Consider the following 25428-nt stretch of genomic DNA (forward strand, 5'->3'; position numbering starts at 1 on the left):
GCTGGTATTAAATATTCAGAGATGAATCAAACATCGGTCCAGGGTCCCCTTCGTCTAGAGGCCTAGGACACCGCCCTTTCACGGCGGTAACAGGGGTTCGAATCCCCTAGGGGATACCAATTTATTTGGAATCTGTTTCAGATACCAATTTTCGTGTTTTATGGGTTTAATGTTCATTTAACGCTACGGTATCAGCTTTTAGCCTACAGAAGCTGGTATTAAATATTCAGAGATGAATCAAACATCGGTCCAGGGTCCCCTTCGTCTAGAGGCCTAGGACACCGCCCTTTCACGGCGGTAACAGGGGTTCGAATCCCCTAGGGGATACCAATTTTTTTGGAATCTGTTTCAGATATCAATTTTCTGAAATTTATTTCAGATATCAGTTTTCAGCTTTATTAAGCGTAACATTTCTTATTATTTCCCTAATTTTTTCATTTTGTACTTTCTAATTATTTCGTTTTCTTCTAGCTTATCTTTATAAGTTAAGATAAATTTATTAGTAGCTTCGATTGTTGACGTTTGATCGTCCTTATCTAAATTATCGACATGTGCTTCTATCAAGCTTAAATACTGCTCTAATTCCATGAAGTTCATAGTGTCATCTGAATCTGCTTTTAAGTTTGCGTACTCGATTACGTCCCTACCAGCATTTCTTAGGGCTTTAGCTTTATCTATTTCGCTTAAATCTGTATTCCTCTGACTATCAATTTGGGTAAAATTAGCATGTTTAAGTGCAGCGCCTTTATAATGTAAATTAAGAAGCCGAATATTTTTTTCATTGGCCATTACTGCCATAGAGTCTAACTCTCGTTGTTGATCATCAACAAATATTACTTCAGTGTTCGTTGGATCGATACCTAAATGTTTACAACATGTTAAATAGCGGCTCCCTTTGTCGTAAACAACGTAACCTTCATCTATTGTTTGAGATGGTAGATAAAGGTTTTCACGGAGGTATGTTGCTCCTTCATGTTCATATTTAACTTGACGAGTATTATTCCCGACAATGTTCAAATCAGTGTATATAGTGTGAATAGCATTAAATTGAGTCAGATCTAATTTACTTTGTTTTGCTTTTTCTTGAGTTTTCGGCATGCCGCTAGTGGTAATAGCGATAAACTGTGCATCTGGGAACTCTTTCTTAATTCTCAATATTTCATCATTAATACCGTCTTCAATCGTTCCTACTTGGTAACCGTCTCTACAAGCTTCTTTTACATACAAAGTGTCATCGAGATCAAAAACGAAAACAGGATTCTTTGTTTTACAGAATGCCTTTGCTGCAGGAGCAATCTGTGATGCACTAATGACTGCTTTTTGCTTTACTTCAGCTTTTGGAATGAGTGTCTTGGCACCTACCGCAGAAATTTCAGGGCTGCCTTCTGGTTTAATAACGGAAGAGGGAAAAACTACTGCAGATGTTTTTGAATTCAAGTTTGGTGGTGGATTTAATGTTGCTTGAGATGAGTTTGATGGTAGAGCATGAGTATTTATTGCCTCTACAACTTTTTCTTTAACGTTTAAAAAGAGCGATTGATCTCTAAAAAAGCAGCAAAAAAGGCTTTTAAAACGCCTGAGATGTTTATTAGCGTCAGCGACTACAACAACGTCATTCACCAACTTAACGGCATATCGGCGAGTTTTGTTACCGTTCGTGAACGTTACCTTCTGCCAATTTCCATTAAAGCTGTTACATTTTATTGAAAATGCGGATTTATCTTGATCGTCAACATTAATGACTTGGTTATTGTCAGTAAATGAAACTCTAAAGCTAGACGCTGAATTTACTCGACCCATAAGATAATTAGTGATTCGAAGCAATTAGTCGAATTATCGCAGAGTAAGAAGAGAAGGGGAGTGAATTTTGGTTTATGAATGTTTTAGTTATAAAAAAGCCCTGCTAATACAGGGCTAGAGTATCTTACTTAAAAATTCCAATTAGAATTTTTGAGTGTAAGTCATAGTATAAGTACGACCATAGATATTGTATAAGCTTGCGTTGTAATCTAAGTTAGAATCCAATACAGGATCTTCATTTGTTAAATTACGGATACCGAAGCTAAATCTACCATTCCAATCAGCACTGTAATTATAGTTGAAGTCCATAGTCGTTTGAGAGTTCAAGTGGCCGCTATTTTTGCCTTGAACAGTATGTTCATACTGACCGTGGATATATTTTACAACTAATGACGCATAATGATCGTCCATGCTCCAATCTAAAGTAGATGTAATACGAAGACTAGGTAATCCGTCACGGCCAACTTTATCTACAACTGGACCGTCAAAGTATTCTTCTTCTTCATACTTTAGAACATAACTTTGATCATAGTGAATACCAAATTCACCAAATGAAGTTTCAAGACCGGTATAGCTGATGTTGAAGTCAATACCAGCAGTGTCGAAACCTGCACCGTTTACTAGAGGAGTTTCAGCAGAAAGGATCTTACCGTTAGCATCATCGCCTACACGCTTGATTTCACCTTCTTTAAGGTTTCCATAACCAACAGCTCTTTCTTGCTCCAACAATGAATCAAGAGAAATAAACTGAATTGCGTTTTCAATTTTCAGATTATAGTATTCAACTTTTGTGCTTAGGTTATCAGTAATGTCCCAAATGATACCAACATTATAGAAATCCGACTCTTCAGCTTCTAGGTTCGCATTTGCTTTACGAGTTACATCATACTGTTTAGAAGTACACTTGTTAGCTGGTGTACCTACAACATTACAGTAGTGATAATCCGTTGCACTGTCGGCACTGAATGAATCAGCAGCATATAAGTCGGTCAGTGATGGAGCACGGAAACCTTGCCCCCAAGAAGCACGAACAACAACGTTATCCAGGACTTTGTAACGTAAACCCAATTTAGGTGTTGTTGCAGATCCAAAATCAGAGTAGTCGTCATATCGAAGAGCAAAGTTTACTTCTAACTCATCAGTTACTGGAAGTACAGATTCCATATATGCAGCAACTACATTACGGTCACCAGAAGAACCATTTCCTGATGAACCAATTACATCACCTGCAGCAGTTTGCGCATCTACATCAGCTAAGAAGTCATACTGAAGTGCTTCTGCACCAAAGTACCAACCAATCATACCACCAGGTAATTCAATAGCTTCAAAAGTAACGCCAGCATTAATGCTGTGGAACTTCATCGTGTCACGCTTTAGCGTGTCATGTGTGATATCAGCGATAACATCAGCAGAGTTTCCTTCTGGACCGAAGTTAAACGTACCATCAGCTACATATTTTTCAACTGTAGGACGGTGAACATAACCTGAACCGAATGAATTGTACTCTTGTAATGCATAGTGATATGTCACATCCCAACCGAAGTCATCATGCTCACCAACAAGAGCTAACTGAATGTCAGTGCTGTAATCTACAGTTGTAGTGTCACGTGTGCCAACATCAGTGAAACGATAATAGACACGACCTTCATTTGTGTTTTTTGTTGTGTTGACGTACTTACCATTTTCATCATAGTTTTGTACATCTACAACACCAGCACCAACTTTGAACCAACCTGCTGCTGGCGCATAACGACCAAAAGTTTCGTTACGTGCAAATAGACCTTGACCTTGGAAAATGATTTCGTCAGAAATTTCGTATTCGCCATTTACATAGCCAGCTGTGTAACTACGAGCAGCATGGTCAGCGGCTTCAGAAGTATAGTCATAGCCACAAACAAAATCACCGTCATCAGCATCAAATACGTGACCACCGCCAACCATTTTAGGGTTGTCACAAGCTGCTAGAGGAGAGAAGCTTCCTTCAGTTAAATCAAGGAAGTTACGGGCATAAATTGAAATGCCAGTTGTATCATTGTATTTTGCTGAGTCATGGCCTGTAGCTCGTGAATACCAACGATCACGTTGGAAAATAATGTCACGGTTTAGGTGTTCTAGAGAGAAACTAATATTACCTTTTTCACCTGTCATGCCGCCAACAACATGTGCTTTCCACTCTTCACCGCCATCTTTTGTTGGCTCTGAAGTTGTAGCAGAAACCTCAAGACCTTCGAAGTCTTTCTTAAGAATGATGTTTACAACACCTGCAATTGCATCTGAACCATAAACAGCAGATGCACCATCGCTTAGTACTTCGATGCGTTCAATTGCAGCTGTTGGAATAACGTTTAAGTTGACTGCTGTGCCACCTAGTGTAGGCGAACCTGGCATACGCTTACCGTTTAAAAGAACAAGTGTACGGTCATCACCAGCACCACGAAGGTTAATACTCGCTTGAGACTGGGCTGAGCTACCAGAACGCTCAGAGAAAGAACCGAAAGAGTTTAAGTTACTTTGTCTTAGTAGATCACTTGCACTCAATACACTTGTTTTTTCGATTGCAGAAGCATCAATAGTTGTTACAGGAGAAGAACCTTCTAAGTCCGTACGTTTGATACGTGAACCGGTAACTTCAATGCGTTCAACTTTGTCTTCTTCAGCGATTACTGCTGTTGACGTCAATGCAGCTGAAGAAGCGCCAGCAAACAATGCTAAGCGTACAGCTTTAGTTAATACATCTTGAGCTTTCATTATATTACTCCCTATCAATCACTGTTTTAATGTGTGATTAATTTTTTATGTTTTTTATTTTTATTTATGAGAACTGCTTATTTATGAAAAAAGTTAAATAAGTTAATAAAACATAAATATTGTTCGCATAACCGGATATAAACATATAACTAATATGGCTTCAACTTTGTATATCTTATTAAACGTGGTTTTGAATATGTTAAAAATTAACAAATATATAAATAATCACCTGATAAAGTTAAATAAATGTTTAATAAAGTGCTTTTTATACATATTAATCATGTTTAATTAACATTTAATGATAATTAATATGTGTAAATGTTTTTAATATGTTTACTAATTGTTTTTTATTTGTTTTATTGAGTTGGATGGGTAAAAAATCAAGAAATAAGATCGTTTGATGGTATTTTAAGCGATAATTTGGTTTTTATTAGTTAGAGTGAGCTATTGTTCACAATATAAATTTTTTGACTGTGGCAATTGCTTCGCATTTATAAGAAAGAGATAACAGGAAACAAATTTCAAAGATTTAACAATATAAATTAATTTAACATTTATTATACAGAACAAAAAAGCGACCGAGCGGTCGCTTTTTTTAGTTAATAAATTATTTCGTCAAATAAAACTAAAACTTAACTTCAGTTTCTACGAACCACTCTCTACCACGTGCATTAAATAATGAACGGTCGTAATGTGGCCAACTTTTATATGTTGGGTCGAAGTTTGGTGCTTTATTAAATAAATTGATGACACCTGATTTAATGACTATGTCTTCACTTACATAATAAGTACCAGTTAAATTCCATTTTGTGTGTGATGCTGTTTCATATGGTGTATCAGGGCTGTATGAGATACCTCTATGGCGAGCCGTATGATATGCACCTAAGGTCGTTTGGAAATCTTCCAGCTTCCATGTGAATTGCACATTACCTTTATATTTTGGTAAACCACCCTCAGCGATGTCATCCAAAACATCAGCAGTAGGATCAACTTGGCTTTGTGAGTCTATGAGGTAAGAGCCGTTAACTTTAATGTTTAGCTCACCGAGATCATTCAAATCGAAAGCATATCCGGCTTCTAAATCAAGACCTGTAACTTCTTGGAAGGCAAGGTTTCGCGCAGTCGAGTTGATATGAGTGATTTTACCGTCTTCATCTCTGGTGATCATGAATTCATAATCTTCATACTCACGAGCCGCTTTGCTCGCGCTTACCGTACTAACAATGCCATCTAGTTTCCACTTCCAGAGATCGACAGAAATATTAAGTTCGTCGTCGCTATAAACGGTACCTACGTTAACTGAGTAGCCTTTTTCTGCGTCTAAGTCCTTGTTTGCGCCGTTTGTTGAATCAATATGTAATTCATTACATACTTCGCTGATTTCGTTGTTAGCACTTTTTTCACCTGGCGTGCCACCTAATTCCGCACAGCGCTTATAATCGATGACTTGGGTAAACCCTTCTGTTGGGTCACCATACACTCGTTGCATATCTGGTGCGCGGAACACCTTGTTATAAGAAGCACGCACCAATAACTCATCAGTTGGACGGTATTCAAAGTTGACTGAAGGCGTTAAGTTTCCACCAAAGTCACTGTATCTGTCGTAACGTAGTGCTAGATTCATGGTGAGTTCATCTAAAAGTGGCGCTTCAAGTTCAGAATAAACAGCCCAAAAACGACGCTTACCTTCACCTGATGAACCACCCGAACCAACAACGTTACCTGAGCTTGATTCTGAATCTGAAGACGACTGATACTCCATTTCTGTCCACTCAGCGCCTGCGGCAAAGCCAACATCACCTGCAGGTAACTCAAATGCAAAACCCGAGATATTCACTTGGATGTTGGTTTGATTTGTTGATGCACGAATAATAGGAGAGTATTGCATATCAGATGCAGCACTTTCTGAGATTGGATCTAGTAGAGATTGGCCGTATTTACCTTCAGTAACGTAGTCAAATAGTTTTTGATACGTGGTATATCCTGAGTTGAATTGGTCAAGATCCGTCTTACCGTAATTTACGGAAGCGTCCCAACTGTATTCATCAGCCAACATGCCTTCTAAACCGAAACTACCAAAATAGTTTTGTGTATTTGTTTCTGTCTGTCTTTGGCCAAGTTCATGCAAACGACGAATGTATGCGTATTCACCATCTTTAGCATCAGCAAAATCACCACCTAGTGCAACGTTCTTTTGGCCTTTATAAGTTTTAGTCAACCCATCAACATTAACAGTTAAATCGTCGCCATCAATCACTACATCTACATCATTTGTTGCGCTAGGCTCGATATGAGTTGTCGATTTTGCTTTTGCGAAATCAATACGACCAACGAAGGAAGTGTCATCGTTCAATTCATAATTAAACGTTGTTGTACTGATAAAACGGTAATTTTCAGGGCCTAAATCTCTCTGTTTAGTTCGGTCATAACCACAACGAAGGTTTTCTTCGTCCCATAAAAACTCACCTGCTGTACATTCATCAGCAGTAAGTTGGCGTTGACCACCTGTATTCTTGCCGCCAGCTATACGAGAACCGTATGAGCTGTAGCTTGAGTATTCACTGTATGGCACTTTATCCGTATCTAAACCAAAATCAGCACGTTGAGTAGCCTTTAATCGTTCTGAACTGCTAAATTCGATAAAGGAAGATAAGTTACCTCTATCGTTACTAGAACCTAGAGATAAGGCAAATCTATCATTCATTCCGCCACCTTGGGTGGTGTCGCCATGACGATATTTTAGTGCAATACCTTCAAAATCTTTCTTTAAGATGATGTTTACTACACCACCCACAGCATCAGCACCGTAAATAGCCGAAGCACCTGATTTCAATACTTCAATACGAGCTACTGCTTCCATTGGTAAATTAGCGGTATCAACAAAGTTGCTGGTTCCACCAAGTGCTTTTGGATATTGATTTAAACGCTTACCATTAATTAAGGTTAGTGTTCTGTTTGCGCCTGCACCACGTAAGCTAATTGCAGAAGCCGCTGGGGTGAAACCATGTACAGACTGAGTAGTAATAGCGCCAGTTGTTGAGCTAAGATTTTCAAGAGCGTCTTGGACGTTTGTAAAGCCTTGTTTTGAAAGATCTTCAGCAGAGATTGAAGTAATTGGGTTTGCGGTTTCAAGATCTGTTCGTTTAATTCTCGAACCTGTAACCTGAATACGTTCTACCTTTTCACCTTCTTCTGCCGCAAAAGCGTTTGTGGCTGTTAAAGACGCAGAAGCAGCGCCTGCGATCATAGCAAGACGAACAGCTTTGGCTAATACACCTCTAGCTTGCATTGATTTCTCCCGGAAAATTATTGTTTTATGGATATTGAAACTACTTGGCGTATATTCACCAATTAGTTAATTTTGAAATGATTAAGTTTTTAAGGTTATAAAACTGAGAAATAAATACATCAAGGATGTTAATTCTGTAGTGTGATCTAAATTGCAAATAAAAGACCTAATCATGGTTGATTGGTGAAATAACCTACTGTGTTACTTAGTGTTGCATTGCATATTAGGGAGAAATTTTTAGATAAAGTTTGAACAGTTTCTTAACTAAAATCGTTAATTTTGATTCATTTTATTTCTTGTTATTTATTAATTTCATTATTTATCACATAATAGCAATTGTAATTGAAAATTATTATCGTTAACGATTAGGCTGGAATTTGATCCAGTTAAAAGTAAACACAAATAGCAACAGGTACACTCGCCTGTTGTTTTGGTTAAACCTGTGACAAGGCAATAAATAAATGAAGTTGAGCGAACTCAGCCCTGGTGACAATGGTATTGTCGCAAGAGTCGGGGATGATGAAATGCCCCAATCTATAAAACGTAAATTGTTATCTATGGGCATTACACCTTTGACAAAAATTCTTATGGTCAGACGTGCACCGATGGGAAGCGGTTTAGAAGTTGAAGTCAGAGGAAGTCGTCTGTGTTTGCGTGCAGAGTTAGCGAGTGCGATTGAGGTAACTAAATGAGTAAGCACTACAATTGCGTTACCGTCGGTAACCCTAATGCTGGAAAGTCCACTTTATTTAATGCATTAACAGGTGCAAATCAACATGTAGGCAATTGGTCTGGTGTGACTGTTGAGAAAAAAACAGGGCGCTTTGAGCTTGATGACTTGAAAATCAATCTTACCGATCTTCCAGGTATTTATGATCTTACCGCAGCGAATGAAAGTTGCGATTGTTCAATTGATGAAAAGATTGCACAAGAATTCCTAGCGGATACTACTGTTGATTGTATTATCAACCTTGTTGATGCCAGTAATATAGAGCGGCACTTATTTCTTACAACTCAACTTATAGAGTTTGGTGAGCCCGTTATTGTTTTACTCAACAAGTACGATGTAGCATTAAAAAGAAATATTGACATAAATACTGATGAGCTAAGCACGAGACTTGGCTGTCCTGTTATAGCCGTTTGCTCTAAAAATGAAAAAGACATTGCTAAAGTTAAAGCCATCATTGCTGATACTTTAGAGAACAGTTCTAAAGAAATCACCTCATCAATTAAATATGATGAAATTGTTGAAAGAGAGATAGCTCAACAACTTGAGAATGGTGCTGCTACTCGAGGTCATGCACTTACACTCATCACTAAAAAGCAAGACTGCCATTCTTCAGTTTTAGCTTCAGGCGGGCAAGATCTTGAAACCTTAATTGCAAGCGCTCGTTATCAGTTTATAGATGAAGTAATTTCAAAATCGGTTAGATCTCAAAAGGTGGTTACCTTTACTGATAAGTTTGACAAGTTTGCGTTACATCCAATTCTAGGAATTCCTGTTTTCTTATTCATGATGTACTTGATGTTCATGTTAAGTATTAACGTGGGCAGTGCTTTTATTGACTTCTTTGATATTTCAGCGGGTGCATTATTTGTCGATCACTTTGGCGCGCTTCTTTCTAATTTCGGCACGCCTGCTTGGTTAGTAACCATATTAGCTGGCGGTGTGGGCCAAGGTATCCAAACCGTTGCTACTTTTATTCCTGTTATTGCAGCCTTGTTTCTTGTGCTCTCTTTACTTGAAAGTTCTGGTTATATGGCTCGTGCGGCATTTGTCGTCGACGGGCTAATGAGCAAAATTGGATTACCGGGCAAGGCATTCGTGCCAATGATTGTTGGTTTCGGCTGTAATGTACCTGCAATCATGGCTACTCGCACACTCGGAAACGAACGTGAACGTATAGTGACAGGTATGATGGCACCGTTTATGTCTTGTGGCGCTCGTTTGTCTGTTTATGCATTGTTTGCAGCCGCATTCTTTCCTCATTCGGGTCAGAATATGGTGTTCCTCTTGTATCTCATTGGTATTCTTGCTGCTGTAGGTACTGGTTTACTATTGCGTGTCACTGTTTTACCTGGTGAAAGTAGCACAGCTGTTATGGAGCTTCCTGATTACGAAATGCCAAAATTTATGCCTGTAATGCGAAGAACTTGGCAGAGAACGAAGAGCTTTTTATTTGGTGCAGGTAAAACGATAGTAATCGTAGTGACTATTCTGAACTTTATTAACGCAATTGGTGTTGATGGTTCGTTTGGTAATGAAGATACCAGTAATTCAGTATTAAGTGTTGCCAGCCAAAAAGTCACGCCAGTGTTTGAACCACTAGGCTTGAAAGAAGATAACTGGCAAGCGACAGTTGGTATTATTACTGGCGTATTTGCTAAAGAAGTCGTTGTTGGTACTTTGAATAACTTATACAGCCCTTCAGCAAGTGATGATCAATTAACACCCTTGAGTGATAGCTTTACAGAAGCCGTTAAAACCATTCCTGCAAATTTATTTGGTATTAAGTTTGAAGATCCATTGTCAATGGATGTGGGTGATGTAACTGATTTAAATAAAGCTGCAGAAGAGCAAGAAGTTGATACAACAACTTATGCGGCGATCCAAAAAGGGTTTGGATCAGAAGCTGCGGCGTTCTCGTATTTACTCTTTATCTTACTTTATACACCTTGTGTAGCTGCGCTTGGTGCCTTAGTCAGCGAGTTTGGGGCTAAATGGGCAAGATTTGCTGCATTTTGGACGTTAGGTTTAGCTTATGGTAGTGCAACCATTTGTTATCAGTTATTGACGATTAAAGAGCACCCAATTCAATCCGTGGCTTGGGTTGTCTTCTTTATAGTTGCACTGTACGTCTTTTATTTATGGTTAAAGAAGAAGGGCAAAAAAGCCCAACAGATAATTCCAAATGTCAGAATTGTCGCAGAATAATCTAAAATTTATTCGATATTTGAAAAAAGCGACCATATGGTCGCTTTTTTTATCAAAGATTTTAAAAAGGGGCATTGTATCTACAGCTGAACTGTAGGATCATGCGATGTTATTTAGTCTCAATTTATAGTTCGCAAAGAGGAATTTCATGGACCATGTGGACACCGAAGTACGTCCGAGTAACTTCATTCGTAATATCATAGATGATGATCTTGATAGCGGTAAACACTCTCAAGTTCACACTCGTTTCCCGCCAGAGCCGAATGGTTTTTTGCATATCGGTCATGCGAAATCTATTTGCCTGAATTTTGGTATCGCTAAAGACTATCAGGGAAAATGTAATTTACGTTTTGATGATACTAACCCTGAAAAAGAAGACATTAATTATGTAAAGTCGATTCAGGAAGACGTGAAATGGTTAGGTTTCCAATGGGAAGGTGATGTTCGATATTCTTCGAACTACTTTGATCAACTTCATCAGTATGCTGTTGAATTAATCAATAAAGGCTTAGCGTATGTTTGTTTCTTGAACGCAGATGAAACACGTGAATACCGCGGTACACTGAAAGAGCCTGGTAAAAACAGCCCTTATCGTGACACTTCGCCTGAAGAAAACTTAGCATTATTTGAAAAAATGCGTAAGGGTGAATTCAAAGAGGGTGAATGTGCTCTGCGTGCAAAAATTGATATGGCTTCGTCGTTTATGTGCATGCGAGATCCGGTTATCTACCGTATTCGTTTTGCTGAACACCATCAAACGGGTGATAAATGGTGCATTTACCCAATGTACGATTTTACTCACTGTATCTCGGATGCAATCGAAAACATCACTCATTCTCTTTGTACTTTAGAGTTCCAAGATAATCGCCGTGTTTATGATTGGATTTTGGACAACTTGGATGATTTCCAAAAACCAGACCGTACTCGTCAATATGAGTTTTCTCGTTTCAACTTAGAATACACTTTGATGTCAAAGCGTAAGCTGAATGATCTTGTAGAACGTAAGATTGTTACTGGTTGGGATGATCCCCGTATGCCTACCATTGCTGCTTTGCGTCGTAGGGGTTATACCCCAGCATCAATTCGTGAGTTTTGTGAGCGTATTGGTGTTACCAAAGTAGACAATTTAATTGAAGTCGGCATGTTAAACGCCTGTATTCGTGAAGATTTAAACGAAAATGCACCGCGTGCAATGGCAGTGCTTGAGCCGATTAAGGTGATCATCGAGAACTATGAGCAAGCTCAAGTCGAAATGCTGAGTGCGCCTGCTCATCCTAATAAAGAAGAATTAGGTGTACGTGAACTACCATTTGGTCGTGAACTTTATATTGATGCGGCTGACTTCCGTGAAGAAGCCAATAAAAAATACAAGCGTTTAGTGCTTGGTAAAGAAGTTCGCCTTCGTAATGCTTATGTAATCAAAGCAGAGCGTTGTGACAAAGATGATGCTGGTAACGTAACAACGGTATATTGCACTTATGATCCTGAAACTTTGGGCAAGAACCCAGCAGATGGTCGTAAAGTAAAAGGTGTCATTCACTGGGTTGAAGCTACCCATGCTAAACCAGCTGAATTCCGCATATATAATAGCTTATTTACTGACGCTAATCCTGCGGCAGCAGAATCTATCGATGATGTCATTAACCCTGACTCATTAGAGATAAAGTACGGCGTTGTTGAGCCAAGTTTAGTGAATGCAGTAGCTGAAAAAGCATATCAATTCGAACGTGAAGGCTATTTCTGTGCTGATAGCAAAGACTCCTCTGCTGATCACTTAGTGTTCAACTTAACAGTGGCATTAAGAGATACTTTTGCTGGTTAGATTAAGGCCAAGTTAACATTAAAAATGCCAGTCTATCGACTGGCATTTTTGTCACTAAACCGTCTTAAATTAAGGCTAAAAGTTGGCTATTTCAGGCCCGAAGCCATTACTCCATAAAATCACACTCGCAGCCATTAGTGCTACTAGTAGGCAGAGGCCACAAGTTACTACCGAGCTCGCATAGATAAAGCCTTTTTCCTCGGGAATATTCATGATGATAGGTACACCCGTATACAGTAAATATATGGAATACGTAATACCGACCAGAGCCACTACCATCATAAACCAAAGCTCAGGATAGAGTGCTGAGAGACCAACCATAAATAATGGTGTTGCAGTATAAGAAGCAAGTTCTAAAGTTTGCGTAAAAGTAGGCTTAGCATCAAATGTTCTTGCCATCCAAAATGCAAGATAAGCAAGTGCGAATACACCTGCAATTAAACCAAAATACATACCGACGGACAATAACATTGCACTTTGGTCGGTTAAGAATAATTTTTCGCCATCAACTGCTGGATTCCAACCAATATGAGCGGCTCCGATATAGGCACAGATCGCGGGTATCAGTGCTACGAAGATTACATGGCTTAAGCTACTCGTGAGTGACTCATGGTTTTGTTCAATAGTATGCCACTCTTTTTTCGGGTGAGTGTATAAACCCATGAGGTGGTTCAAGATCATTATAATTGTCCTTTTTCATTATTCACTGGTTTCCAATGCCAGCACTAAAGTACCTGTCGATAAGTTTTTTTATGACTATTGTGGTTAGGTTTAGTGCTATACAAGGCACAAAGTCGGTATCATAGCCATAGCTATGTAACCAAAATTGCAACGCCTTAAAGCGCTAAAACTAGGCACTAGAAAATCTTAAGAAACCTATGTTCAGGTGCTTATGCACCTACTTCGTAGAATACGGCCATCAATTGCCTTAACCAACTCCCAGTAAATAATGGTTTAGACAATCGCACGTCTTTACTACCACTACGACTTGTCAGCCTGACAAGTTCTATATCAGTTTTATTTGATATAGTTTATTTATTAAACAAAACAGGCAGCTAGTCAAGAAGTTAATTTTTTGCGCATGTTTAAATGACACTTAAACTTTTATGGTGTGTGTTGAATTGACACTATTAATGGGACTCTAATTCATAGGCAATTGTGTTAATATTCAGGTGCGTTAAATGGCGAATTTAGGATAAAAAGTTGCAAGAGCTGTTAGCACCAATTAAATCATTTTTAAAATGTGAAACACCACAAGCGTGGATCGATGAAGCAATAAAACCTGAAAACCTTTCAATCGTTCTTTTAGACCATCTTATTTGTGAGTTAAAAGCAGCTCAAAGTGCAATGTATTTAATTCGTAAGTATGCGGTTGATAAAGAAAGTGGTGATGCTTTATTGGAATGGTTAAAGCCATTTGAAAGTTTCGCCTACCGCAAAGAAGGTGATTGGCGTGAACTGGTAAAACACAATACGCTAACCAAATCTATGTTACCTAAATCAGGTACACCTTACGGACAAGACTTAATTGATAAAATGGTGTTACTGATTAAAGAAGAACTGCATCACTTTTATCAAGTGTTAGAATTAATGGAAGTGTTTGATATTCATTACGAAAACATTACCTCAAGCCGATACGCAAAAGGCATGATTCGAAACGTTACCAGTTATGAGCCTGATACCTTAATCGACAAGCTAATTATTGGTGCCTATATCGAAGCTCGATCATGTGAACGCTTTGCAGCACTGGCTCCACATGTTGATAAGCGACTGGGAGACTTTTACATTTCACTATTGCGAAGTGAAGCTCGCCATTATCAAGATTATTTAACACTGGCTGAAGAAATTGCAGGTGGAGATATCACTGGGCGAATACAGCGATTTGGCGAAATTGAAGCAGAGCTTATTTCATCAAATGATTTTGACTTTAAGTTTCATAGTGGAGTTCCTGTTTAACGTTAATTTAATCTTTAACTGGTTCATAAGGCTTTTTTAAGTTTTTACATTAGGGACTGTTGAACTTTGTTTAATAATTCAGCGGAGCAATAAATCGCCTTAATCGAGGCGGAAATAGTGCAATTTAGTTATCTAAATATACTATTTTTAACACAGAGTAAGGCGATTTAGACTCAGCCCGAAGGCAATGGTTATTTTTAACGCTATCTGCATTGTCACTGCGCTCATTTAGAAGAACTAATATAACGCTTGTTCCGCTTTGCTATCGTCAAAAAATAATCATTGCTGAAAATATCAACAAAGATCAACAGCCCCTAGAATATTTTTGACTTATAAAAATGATCAAGCCACTCGATTTATTGCTCCTTACAGCGGAAACTGGAATTTCTACTTCCATATTCTGTTAGTTATTAGTTTATCAACTAAAATTATTAAATTTAATTAATTAGGTTTCTTAAATCATGAGGGCTAGCCTGTACTTAAAATCTCATTTTTTATTTAAGGTGAACGAAATGGCTACAGGAAGGGTACCCTTTGAGCATTCAATGCATTCAATGCAACAGATGTCTTTTCATTCTCAGCCTGATGGAGCTTCGAGATCTCATGAGGGGGCGCATAGACAAACGCAAACTGAATTATTGAGAAGCACTGCGTTTACTGGGAGTGGTATGTATCCGACTTCGAGTTCAGTTCCAGCAGCGAGCCAATCTACAACTTCATTAGCTGAACCTTCATCAATGCCACCATTGCCTGATTGTTTTGATTGTAGAATCCCACTTGCAGGCTATGAACCTGTTTGTAAACCTATCCTCCCCTTTGATCCACATATCGAAGAAAATTACGGGATATTAAATGATCTATGGACAGAGCCTAAAGTTACAGAAGATGAGTTTAGAAAAGCATATGAGAATGCAAGAGATCTTCATTTAGTACCGTTCGATGCTAAAGATATATTAGATGAACGTACTTATAATAAAGCGAATCTTTCTGACTCGTGCTCTGCTGCTCCTTTTAAGTTTTCAGTCCAAGCGAAACTCTATTTGTTAACAAAAAGTTTAAATCTAAATAAACCAAATCGAAGTCAAAACATAACCGAAGCTTTGCTTTGTTTACATTATTTAGCCCATGTTGAAACTGGTGAGGGTTCTAAACTCTGGGAGGATGCCCTTGAAGATTTAAATAATCAAACAACAATTTTTCGAACTGGAGGGTTAAACTATTATGATGTGTTAAGTGACTTAAAAGAAATTAATAGGAAGCAAGTTGAAATAAGTAGTCAGATCAATCCCAGACAAATGATATGTGGCTCAGGTCAAATTGATTTTTGTCAATCATCTAGGGAAAGGGATGATTTTCTAATATCGTGCGACACATCGTCATCGCTTATGACTTCCTTACAACATTCAGTTCAATCAAGTGTTCCAAGAACGTCAGTTAAATTGATTGCTCCTGAAATGAATATGCAAACGCGGCTATGCCTTGACACTGAGGGAGGTGCATTACAGGATTATACATATAAATTTGATCCAAGTATCCGCAGTGCACCATCTTACCCCTTGTTTTCTGATTCATTTAAAGCAACAGGTTTTGCAAGTAATGTAGAAAAAGTTTTAGCTGAAAAAAATTACAGTGAAGAATATGGTAGAGATTTATTTCAATTACATATGGCTTGTAAAGTTTTACAAAGAGATATTCCGGCTAGGCAAGACTTCAAAGAGCTAAATATTAATGTACATGGTGACGTATCTACTGTTGAAAGCATAAAAAGCAGTACTAAATTATTAAAAGAATTATTGCCTGGTGCTAGTACTGAAAAATTTATAGGTCTTCTTCATACACAGCTTTATTTAAAAGAACTTATCCCGGTTTTAGAATGCAAGGCTAAAGAGTTAGGTATATGTTTATATTGTTTTGATTTACCTGAAGTAATATAAATCAGAAAGTTAATATGTAAAATCAAAACGGCAGTGTTGTTAATATCGCTCTATTAGGTGAAACCTCTAACACGCTGCCTTCGTCATACTAAATCATCGAAAACGATATGCCATTTACACTCTGTGAGCTAACTAAGTTTGAAGTAATAACTATAGTCTTGAACAATTAAGATCCCATTCCAAGGCAAGATCTCGAACATAAGTTAAACAGTCGACACTAAAAAGCCAAGAAAATTTGACGCTTCATAAGCTCTGTGATCTTATACCCATGACACTTGAAGATGCATGTTTCAGGACTTTTTCAGCGCCAATTCTTTGAGGCGCATTAGCGAAGGAATATCGGGGTTCTTTCGAGCTAATGTAACAAAGAAGAATTGGCGCTGAGAAGTCCACGAAGTGCGAATTGCACAGCTTGTTACTCTTCGTTGCCAGTGATAACAATAGCTCACTATTGCCGCACACTGTCGCCTTGATTAACAAGCTGTGCATTCTCGCTGAAATCGAGCATCTTCAGGTATCATAATGGGTATATACTCCTTTTTAGGAGTTACTCACGTCATACGATTTATTTCTCAAATTCTTTAGGGGCTGTTGATCTTTGTTGATATTTTCAGCAATGATTATTTTTTGACGATAGCAAAGCGGAACAAGCGTTATTTAGTTCTTCTAAATGAGCGCAGTGACAATGCAGATAGCGTTAAAAATAACCATTGCCCTACGGGCTGAGTCTAAATCGCCTTACTCTGTGTTAAAAATAGTTTATTTAGATGACTAAATTGCACTATTTCCGCCTCGATTAAGGCGATTTATTGCTCAGCTCGATCATGTGAACGCTTTGCAGTACTGGCTCCACATGTTGATAAGCGACTGGGAGACTTTTACATTTCACTATTGCGAAGTGAAGCTCGCCATTATCAAGATTATTTAACACTGGCTGAAGAAATTGCAGGTGGAGATATCACTGGGCGAATACAGCGATTTGGCGAAATTGAAGCAGAGCTTATTACATCAAATGATTTTGACTTTAAGTTTCATAGTGGAGTTCCTGTTTAACTATAATTTAATTTAAACTAAGCATTTACTAACAGTATAAAATAGAGCGCTTGATTGATTTCAAGTGCAATACAGTCTTGTTTTATGTTTTTTATATATAAATAGCTTTATAAATCAGGGATGAACTTTAATTTTTAGATGAAAATGCTTGGTTCTTCCATCTTTGAATTCGCCATAACTTATTTATTATTAATGTTAAATTTTATTAATTAGGTATAGTCAAGAATGAGGATTAATCTCTTTTAATATCTTGTAAATTATTAATTTTATTTTTAGGGGATTAAAATGTCAGGTCCGAATGGTTACTCCTTACAAAGGTTAGATACTACTTATCAACAGCAAAGTTTAGCTAGTGGCCTTGAGGGGCTTGAGGGGGAGGATCGCTTTGGTGCTTCTAGCGCATCACATTATAGTACTTCTTCATCTAAAAGAAGCCAGTTACACTCTACCCAACCTACATATAATAGAACTGCACTCGATAACCCTGGGCATTCTGTTGTCGTTGCAGATAAGTGTGACGAATTAAGAGATGATTGGCTGAATGAGCATATATCTCAAGGTGAGTTCGAAACTAAGTGGGCAGCTGCATATGACGATGGACTCGTTCCATTTAGTTACGAAGATAGTGGGTTTGCTGATGTTGCAAAACATACAAAATTTAACCGACAAAGAGATCATGTTGACTTCAGCTTTGTGCTTCATAAAAAATTGCTTACTCTAGATCCACAGACGACGGCTAGAGGTTATACTCATTCGCAAGCTCGTCCATTATCTGAAGTTCGTCATGATTGTGTTAAGTTACTTCGTTATATGGCCTATGCAGAGGGTTGTAGTCAGTTGAAACTCTGGAAAGAGAGCATTAAAGAGTTAAATGGTTCAGGGGGTAGTGGTGGAAGTATTTTTGATTCTGCAGAGCTTCCTTTTCAAACAATTATGAGTCAACTTTTAGAGATTGATCAGCAACAACAGGGGCGATATGTTGCAGCTGGTGGAGGAGGACTTGAGTTTGAGGTTGATTCTCCGGGTTATACCGCCGAGGAAAATACGTCATCTCAAAGCGAATTACTCGATTCACTTTCGATGAGCGTTCCTGAGAGCTCTTCATCTTTTCCAATTTTTTTTCAGGTTGCCCCCAAAGCTCCTGCATTAGCTTCTGATGTTGAAGCTTATTTGGATAACGCACTTGAAAATCATACTTATAAATACAAACCGTATAGTGAATTTTGTAAGCCTTTGGCGCTTTTTACTCCTAAATTCAATGAAGATAATTTTTCATTCAGAGAAAGCGTTGATGCTGTCTTTAGAGCTCAAAAAACCGATAAGAATATAGGCCATAAATTAGTAAACTTACACTTTGCGTGTAAAGTTTTTGAGAGAGATATCCCTCATTCTAGAGAGGTAACTAAAGTTGAAGATATGAGAGCAGGGAGAAAAGCTGCCTCAGACTGGAAGCAGGAAGGTGTTGAAATCCCACCTGAGTTGATGCATTTGGTCGTAGAAGCACAAAGTGGAGATCCTAAAATTGACTCGTCCACACTGGCTAAGCATCGAACGGCACAAGCTACTCACCAATATATAAAGAAACTAAAACAAGAGCTTGAAGAAAAAGCTGTTCGATTAAAGGTTCCCTTAGTTATGCAGCCTTTACCCAGCTATACTCGCACCAAATAAAATCAAAACGGCAGTGTTGTTAACATCGCTCCATCAGGCGAAACCTCTAACACGCTGCCTATACCCATGATACCTGAAGATGCATGTTTCAGGACTTTCTCAGCGCCAATTCTTTGAGGCGCATTAGCGAAGGAATATCGGGATTCTTTCGAGCTAATGTAACAAAGAAGAATTGGTGCTGAGAAGTCCACGAAGTGCGAGTTGCACAGCGTGTTACTCTGTGTTGCCAGTGCTAACAATAGCTCACTATTGCCGCACACTGTCGCCTTGATTAACAAGTTGTGCATTCTCGCTGAAATCGAGCATCTTCAGGTATCATGGGTATAAATCATCGAAAACGATATGCCATTTGCACTCTGTGAGCTAATTAAGTTTGAAGTAACAACTATAGTCTTGAAAAATTAAGAACCCATCCTCTTGTCTTTTATATGTACTATATTCAATAGCTCGATTGTTATGTTATCTTAATTTTTATATTAAAAATAATTAATTAGAGCGCACAAGAGAAGAGTATTAATCTTTTATATGGATTTTAATTTATATATAAGGTTTAATTATGGCACTTTCTAGAGTTGGTGAGGGTATTCCTCTTCAAAATTTTCGACAAAGTCATTTGAACGAAAGTACTGAAAACAGCAAAGTTGGTCGATTTAATTCGAGTTTTAAGTCATCTTATGAAACATTGAATTCAGATTGGTTATCTGAAGCAGCAAACTTTAAAGATACTCTGGCAGCTCAGCATAGGGAAGGTACATTTCCGTTTGATTATTCGACTGCAAAAACAGGTTATGATTCAGTTGAAGCAAAAATGTCTAGATTAAAGGGTGAAGCGGACAAAAACTCTGAAAAGCCACAACGATTTGAATTTAAACATGCCATTAACGGTGCAATCGAATTCGCATTGTTAGAGTCAGTAAAGGCATCTCCAAAATTAAAAGTAGAGCCTAAAAAAATTATGGAGGGTATCACGTGGTTAGCTCATGTCGATCCCTTACAAGCTGTTGAATTAGCGATTCTTGCTAAGGATTATCCTTGTATGGCAGAAGAATTGACTAAGTCCCCTAATTTTGAAGATGACTTACAAAGAGTTGCTTTGAGCCAGCAATTAACCGATGAATTTGATATTACTACAGATCGTGTAAATACACTTTCAGTAAAAGAAGATAGTGGTGATACTAGAGAAGCCCAATTCACCATGTCTTTAACCCCCAAGATGCTGAAGCAAGTATATAAACTTCCTAAAGTGCCTGAGGGTGTTAAAGGAGAGCTTGAGTTTAAAATGCAGAATTTCATGTTTAGACCGAGGCCACATGTAACTCCTGAACAACCCAAGCCTGATAAGATCCCTTTATTCCCTAAAGCGTTAAATACAGTGGATATGTTCACTCGTCATTTGGAACTGGTATTAAATGACACTGACACTAGCAAAACCGTCGACCAACTTTCTCGTTTACATACAGTTTGCTTTTGGGGAGTGGATACATTGAGTGGAGAATCTGGAAGCGAAAAAATGATTACATACCTCAAATCTGTTCACACCCAAGTTAAACAATGTATCAATGATAAAGGCTATGAAATTATGGATGTAGAGCCAAATCCACGTTGGAAATCCTAAATCAAAACGGCAGTGTTGTTAACATCGCTCCATTAGGTGAAACTTCTAACACGCTGCCTTCGTCATACCAATCGCCCACAACGATACGCTCTTTTCCTTCAGCAACGTCATTGAACCCAGGTCTGTGAGTGTGACCATGAATCATCTGCACAGTACCGGTGTCAGACATAAGTTTTTTCACGGCTGATGGTGTTACATCCATAATTTTTTGGCTTTTAGATTTATTGGCTTTATTGCTCTTACCCCGAATTCGTTTTGCAATTAATTGTCTTATACCATTGGGCATAGTGGCATAAATCCATCTGATGGCTGGGTTATTCCTAAGTTTACGAAACTTTTGGTAATCAACATCGAGTGTACAAAGCGTATCTCCATGCAAAATTACGGTTTTTTTACCATAAAGCGTAATTGTGTCAACTTCTGGCAGTATTTTCATTCCAGCCATACGAGCATATTGGTAACTCAGCAAAAAGTCGCGATTACCATTAATAAAATAGATCGGGGTATAGCGAGATGTCGCTTTTAATTTTTCAGCGACTTTGATCGCTAGATCATCGGCCACATCATCACCTAGCCAAACTTCGAAAAGATCGCCAAGAATGTAAAGAGCCTCAGCTTTTCGAGCTTGAGTCTCTAAGAACTGATAAAACGCATCTGTGATATAAGGGAGATCATCACTTAAGTGAAGATCCCCAATAAATAAAGTCGTCATCTAAAGAATTTAACCTTCGATCGATACTTTTTCAATTAATACAGGCTCTAGTGGAACGTCTTGGTGCATACCACTGCGGCCAGTTGCCACGCCTTTAATTTTTTCAACAACATCCATGCCTTCAATAACTTCACCAAACACACAGTAGCCCCAACCTTGTAGTGTTTCTGACTTGAAGTCTAAGAATGTGTTATCACTAATATTAATGAAAAACTGGGAACTTGCTGAATGTGGCGCTTGAGTACGAGCCATTGCAAGGGTACCCGTTTTGTTCGATAAGCCGTTGTTTGCTTCATTTTCAATAGTTTCGTGACCTTGCTTTTGCTCCATATCAGCAGTGAAACCACCACCTTGGACCATAAAACCATCGATTACACGATGGAAAACGGTACCTTCGAAGAAGCCTTCTTTTGCGTACTTCATGAAGTTTTCAGCCGTTTTTGGTGCATTTTCAAAGTCTAGAGTGATTTTAATGTCACCAAAGTTGGTATGTAATGTGATCATTTGGATACTGTAATCAAGTTATAAAGGCCTAATTTTAACTTAACTACTAAATTCTATAAAGAGAAGTATTCACTAAGTCTGCACACATGATAAACTTTCCTGCTCATGGATTTGGAGTTTCACTAGATTTGGCTCCAATATATGTATGACCATTAAAATAAAGAGATCGATAATGTTGAAAATATACAACAGCTTAACCCGCAAAAAAGAGGAATTTAAACCGATTCGTGCTGATAAGGTTGGCATGTACGTGTGTGGGGTAACTATTTACGATCTCTGTCACATTGGTCATGGTCGTACTTTTGTTTCATTCGATATGATTGCACGTTATTTGCGCTTTAGTGGCTACAATTTAGATTATCATCGTAATATCACTGATGTTGACGATAAAATTATTAAACGTGCTAATGAAAATAAAGAGTCTTGCGATGACTTAACAGAGCGTTTAATTGGTGAAATGCACGCTGATTTTGATGCGTTAAATATGATTCGTCCAGATATCGAGCCAAGAGCGACTGAACATATCCCTGATATGGTTGAGATGATTGAGCGTTTGATTGAAAAAGAACATGCCTATGTGGCTGAAAATGGCGATGTACTGTTTCGTGTAGAATCTTTTGCGGATTACGGCCGTTTATCAGGCCAAGACATAGAGCAACTTAAAGCCGGAGCTCGTGTAGAAGTCGAAGACGCTAAAGAAAATCCAATGGATTTTGTTCTATGGAAAATGTCTAAGCCAGGCGAACCAACATGGGATTCGCCATGGGGACCAGGACGTCCAGGCTGGCATATTGAATGTTCAGCAATGAACAGCAAAAACTTAGGTAACCATTTTGATATTCATGGTGGTGGTTCAGATCTTCAGTTCCCACATCATGAAAATGAAATTGCGCAATCTTGCTGCGCTAATGATACTTCTTACGTAAATTACTGGATGCATTCTGGCATGGTGATGATCGACAAAGAGAAAATGTCGAAGTCACTGGATAACTTTTTTACGATTCGTGACGTGCTTGGTCATTATGATGCTGAAACAATTCGTTACTTCTTGTTGTCAGGCCATTATCGTAGTCAGATTAACTACTCAGAAGAAAACCTGAATCAAGCTCGTGCTGCTGTTGAACGTTTATACACGGCGATTAAAGATTTAGATTTAAACGTTGAGCCTGCAGCAGCTGATGCATTTGTCGCTAAGTTTAATGAGGCGATGGACGATGACTTTAATACACCTGAAGCCTACTCTGTATTGTTTGATATGGTGCGTGAGATTAATCGTTTGAAAGGTTCCGATACTGTTGCTGCTAATGCATTAGGTGCAAAATTAAAGCAACTAACAGATGTTTTAGGTTTACTAAAACAAACGCCAGAAGCGTTTTTTCAAGGTGAAGGCAACCAAGATGAAGTTGCTGAGATTGAAGCTTTAATCGTTGAACGTAACCGTGCCCGTGCTGAAAAGGATTGGCCAGCAGCGGATAAAGCCCGTGATGGTTTAAATGCGCTTGGTGTAGTACTAGAAGATGGTCCGAACGGAACAACTTGGCGTAAGAAATAGTTTTTATTTTTATTAGAAACTATGACGGACGGTACTCATTACTTTCCCCTTTGTTCACGAATGATTAAAGGGTAGTTGAGTTACTGTCCTTCATAGTTTCTAGTCAATAAACAAAATTGAATTATTGACTATTAAAGAAATCACTGGATATGAAAGCCAACTTAAAATGACTCGTAATAACAATTAGTTCCCAATATTTTGATTTTTACGCCACTTTAATATTTCACGCCAGCTTGAGCCATTCCAGCAATTAAATAATTGCATAGTATCTGTGCTCATAATCATTGTATCGCTGTTTGACTTGCTCATATTTTCGGTAGAAATGCCTTCTGGTATTACAAAATATAAATCTTGATCGCCAATGACATACCCTTTGTGTTCATCAATGGCAAGTTTGTTTCCTGGTTCACTAATTCTGGCATATTGGTTTTGAATCGCCGTTGGGTTTTTTCTAAGTTCTTGCTTATTTTTTGCAGAATATAAATGACTTTCAAGGTCATACGGGGATGCAAATTTTATGGCTTTTTTATTATCTGACAATTCTAGGACATGATGAGAAGAACCTACTTTAGGTAAAAGTACTCCTCTTTTTTCTTCTGTTGTCACTGGTACACCGGCATTTCTGTAACGATTCAACCATAAACCAACGTGATTAATTTCTCCTATCCATTTTGTAAAATAATTGGGTGACTCCCAAATTATATCTTCTAGGTGAGAAATATTTGCATCTTTTTCGGTCACTAAATCAACTGCACCATTAGTAGGTACCACGACAATATGAAGAGAAATAGGCGCTAACTTTAAGTTTTTTCTGACTATATCACCTAATTCTAAAGGTGTGGGTATGTAATCCATATTTCGTAATGTCTTGGATACCTCACTGACAATCGATTCTTCAAGACCTAAACTCAAATCACTATGGGGTTTTCTTACATGAGAGGTTTGAGCGAATATAGAATTAGACATGAACGATAAACAAGCAAGTAATAATATTTTAAACTTCATAACGTTAAAGACTCCAAGTTTTAGAGAGTAACAATACTTATAGAGTATATACCCATGACTGTAACCATTCACCAAGCCCCCCTTGTTTTTTGTGAAACAAGTCACTTAATCTAACATTGTTACTTGAACGATCTTTTTATGGTGTTTTCAAGTACGCATGAAAAAGAAAAAATGCTTCGAAAAAGACGCTCCATAACCTGCCAATTTGAAAGATGCTAATTTGCTGATTCAAGAGTTATGGCAAAACTTCGGGAATACGAAGATAGGTTAAAGCAGTCTTCTCAGAATTCATCAAAATCGCCGTCATCAGATACACCTGAAGCGAACTCAGTATTGTTTGATATGGTTCGTGAAATTAATCGTCTTAAAGGTTCTGATGTAGATGCAGCAAATGCGCTTGGTGTAGTACTAGAAAATGGTGCGAACGGCACAACATGGCGTAAGAAATAGTTTCTGATTTCTATTTTTAAAGTTTCTAGTTAACAACACCCAAATTTTATTTTGGGCTTTGTTTCTCAGTGACTCATTGGGAACGGCCTTTAGGCTTAGTTTCTCTTAACCACAATGTCGTAAACATCCCAATGTTGACCGTCACCTGCAAAATCTTTTTGCTCATACTTTCTTCTTAAAAAGGTATCAATTTAAAATCTGATCCGCTAATGAGATATTTAATTTCAGGTTTTGTTAAACCAAAAGTGCTGCCATCTTCATTGGGTGTGGGTCTTTTACACCGACGTGTTTAATCACACTCATATAATCTCTGTTTCGATTGCTGTTTGTGATACTCCCAATATTTTTCAAGATCACCACTCGATCTCAAAGACCGTAGCTT

The 25428-nt window shown here is 38.1% G+C and carries 15 protein-coding genes, 2 tRNA genes and 3 pseudogenes; 13 read left to right on the forward strand and 7 right to left on the reverse strand.

The genetic code is table 11. From position 1 onward, the window contains the following. The first annotated feature begins 43 nt into the window (after window positions 1–43). Window positions 44–119: transfer RNA gene (locus JQC92_RS14035), tRNA-Glu, on the forward strand. Window positions 120–254: 135 nt separating this feature from the next. Next, window positions 255–330: transfer RNA gene (locus JQC92_RS14040), tRNA-Glu, on the forward strand. A gap of 87 nt (window positions 331–417) precedes the next feature. Here JQC92_RS14040 and JQC92_RS14045 read toward each other — a convergent pair. The 3 genes from JQC92_RS14045 to JQC92_RS14055 form a co-directional block, all read right to left on the reverse strand. Beyond that, a complete protein-coding gene (locus JQC92_RS14045) occupies window positions 418–1800 on the reverse strand; it encodes an HAD family hydrolase (RefSeq protein ID WP_205000226.1) in 1383 nt (460 codons plus the stop codon). Between the two features lie 141 nt (window positions 1801–1941). Beyond that, entirely contained in the window at window positions 1942–4548 is a 2607-nt protein-coding gene (locus JQC92_RS14050) for a TonB-dependent receptor (RefSeq protein WP_205000227.1), read from the reverse strand. Window positions 4549–5173: 625 nt separating this feature from the next. Next, complete coding sequence (locus JQC92_RS14055) at window positions 5174–7837, reverse strand: TonB-dependent receptor plug domain-containing protein (RefSeq protein WP_205000228.1); 2664 nt, start codon at window positions 7835–7837, stop codon at window positions 5174–5176. A 461-nt stretch (window positions 7838–8298) separates the two neighbouring features. Between JQC92_RS14055 and JQC92_RS14060 the strand changes: the two genes are divergently transcribed. From JQC92_RS14060 to glnS, 3 genes are all read left to right on the forward strand, one after another. Then, window positions 8299–8529 carry a FeoA family protein gene (locus JQC92_RS14060; RefSeq protein WP_205000229.1) on the forward strand — a complete coding sequence of 77 codons (231 nt, stop codon included), beginning with the start codon at window positions 8299–8301 and terminating at the stop codon, window positions 8527–8529. Then, a complete protein-coding gene (gene feoB, locus JQC92_RS14065) occupies window positions 8526–10772 on the forward strand; it encodes a Fe(2+) transporter permease subunit FeoB (protein ID WP_205000230.1) in 2247 nt (748 codons plus the stop codon). Before JQC92_RS14060 ends, feoB begins: the two co-directional genes overlap by 4 nt. Before the next feature lie 148 nt (window positions 10773–10920). Further along, complete coding sequence (glnS, locus tag JQC92_RS14070; RefSeq protein WP_205000231.1) at window positions 10921–12594, forward strand: glutamine--tRNA ligase; 1674 nt, start codon at window positions 10921–10923, stop codon at window positions 12592–12594. A 75-nt stretch (window positions 12595–12669) separates the two neighbouring features. Here the strand turns inward: glnS and JQC92_RS14075 are convergent, their stop codons facing one another. Beyond that, the gene (locus JQC92_RS14075; protein WP_205000232.1) at window positions 12670–13275 is read right to left on the reverse strand and encodes a Yip1 family protein; all 606 of its coding nucleotides are present in this window, start codon (window positions 13273–13275) and stop codon (window positions 12670–12672) included. Between the two features lie 522 nt (window positions 13276–13797). On the opposite strand from JQC92_RS14075, the gene miaE (JQC92_RS14080) reads away from it, so the two are divergent. The 5 genes and pseudogenes from miaE (JQC92_RS14080) to JQC92_RS14100 all read left to right on the forward strand — a co-directional run bounded on the left by miaE (JQC92_RS14080) (window position 13798) and on the right by JQC92_RS14100 (window position 20823). Continuing rightward, window positions 13798–14550: a tRNA isopentenyl-2-thiomethyl-A-37 hydroxylase MiaE gene (gene miaE / locus JQC92_RS14080; RefSeq protein ID WP_205000233.1), complete on the forward strand. Its 753-nt coding sequence runs from the start codon at window positions 13798–13800 to the stop codon at window positions 14548–14550. 512 nt (window positions 14551–15062) lie between these two features. Beyond that, window positions 15063–16484, forward strand: coding sequence for a hypothetical protein (locus JQC92_RS14085; protein ID WP_205000234.1), 1422 nt, complete (start codon window positions 15063–15065; stop codon window positions 16482–16484). A gap of 807 nt (window positions 16485–17291) precedes the next feature. After that, a pseudogene (miaE, locus tag JQC92_RS14090) lies at window positions 17292–17537 on the forward strand (tRNA isopentenyl-2-thiomethyl-A-37 hydroxylase MiaE); the annotation flags it as partial. 285 nt (window positions 17538–17822) lie between these two features. Continuing rightward, on the forward strand, window positions 17823–19208 hold the full coding sequence (locus tag JQC92_RS14095; protein WP_205000235.1) for a hypothetical protein: 1386 nt from the start codon (window positions 17823–17825) through the stop codon (window positions 19206–19208). A 556-nt stretch (window positions 19209–19764) separates the two neighbouring features. Then, a complete protein-coding gene (locus tag JQC92_RS14100) occupies window positions 19765–20823 on the forward strand; it encodes a hypothetical protein (protein WP_205000236.1) in 1059 nt (352 codons plus the stop codon). A gap of 1 nt (window position 20824) precedes the next feature. Here the strand turns inward: JQC92_RS14100 and JQC92_RS14105 are convergent, their stop codons facing one another. After that, entirely contained in the window at window positions 20825–21535 is a 711-nt protein-coding gene (locus JQC92_RS14105) for a UDP-2,3-diacylglucosamine diphosphatase (protein ID WP_205000237.1), read from the reverse strand. A gap of 9 nt (window positions 21536–21544) precedes the next feature. Further along, window positions 21545–22039 carry a peptidylprolyl isomerase gene (locus JQC92_RS14110; RefSeq protein ID WP_205000238.1) on the reverse strand — a complete coding sequence of 165 codons (495 nt, stop codon included), beginning with the start codon at window positions 22037–22039 and terminating at the stop codon, window positions 21545–21547. Between the two features lie 172 nt (window positions 22040–22211). Between JQC92_RS14110 and cysS the strand changes: the two genes are divergently transcribed. Then, on the forward strand, window positions 22212–23591 hold the full coding sequence (gene cysS / locus JQC92_RS14115; protein WP_205000239.1) for a cysteine--tRNA ligase: 1380 nt from the start codon (window positions 22212–22214) through the stop codon (window positions 23589–23591). A 183-nt stretch (window positions 23592–23774) separates the two neighbouring features. On the opposite strand, the gene JQC92_RS14120 is transcribed toward cysS, so the two are convergent. After that, window positions 23775–24596 (reverse strand): hypothetical protein, encoded by an 822-nt coding sequence (locus JQC92_RS14120; RefSeq protein ID WP_205000240.1) that lies wholly within the window; start codon window positions 24594–24596, stop codon window positions 23775–23777. Between the two features lie 205 nt (window positions 24597–24801). Between JQC92_RS14120 and JQC92_RS22685 the strand changes: the two are divergent. Further along, window positions 24802–24917 (forward strand): annotated as a pseudogene (locus JQC92_RS22685) (DUF6444 domain-containing protein); the annotation flags it as partial. Beyond that, window positions 24906–25022: pseudogene (locus JQC92_RS23215) on the forward strand (DALR domain-containing protein); the annotation flags it as partial. The pseudogenes JQC92_RS22685 and JQC92_RS23215, both read left to right, overlap by 12 nt. Window positions 25023–25428: the final 406 nt, after the last annotated feature.

This window comes from Parashewanella hymeniacidonis (assembly GCF_016900895.1).
Classification (GTDB): Bacteria; Pseudomonadota; Gammaproteobacteria; order Enterobacterales; family Shewanellaceae; genus Parashewanella; species Parashewanella hymeniacidonis.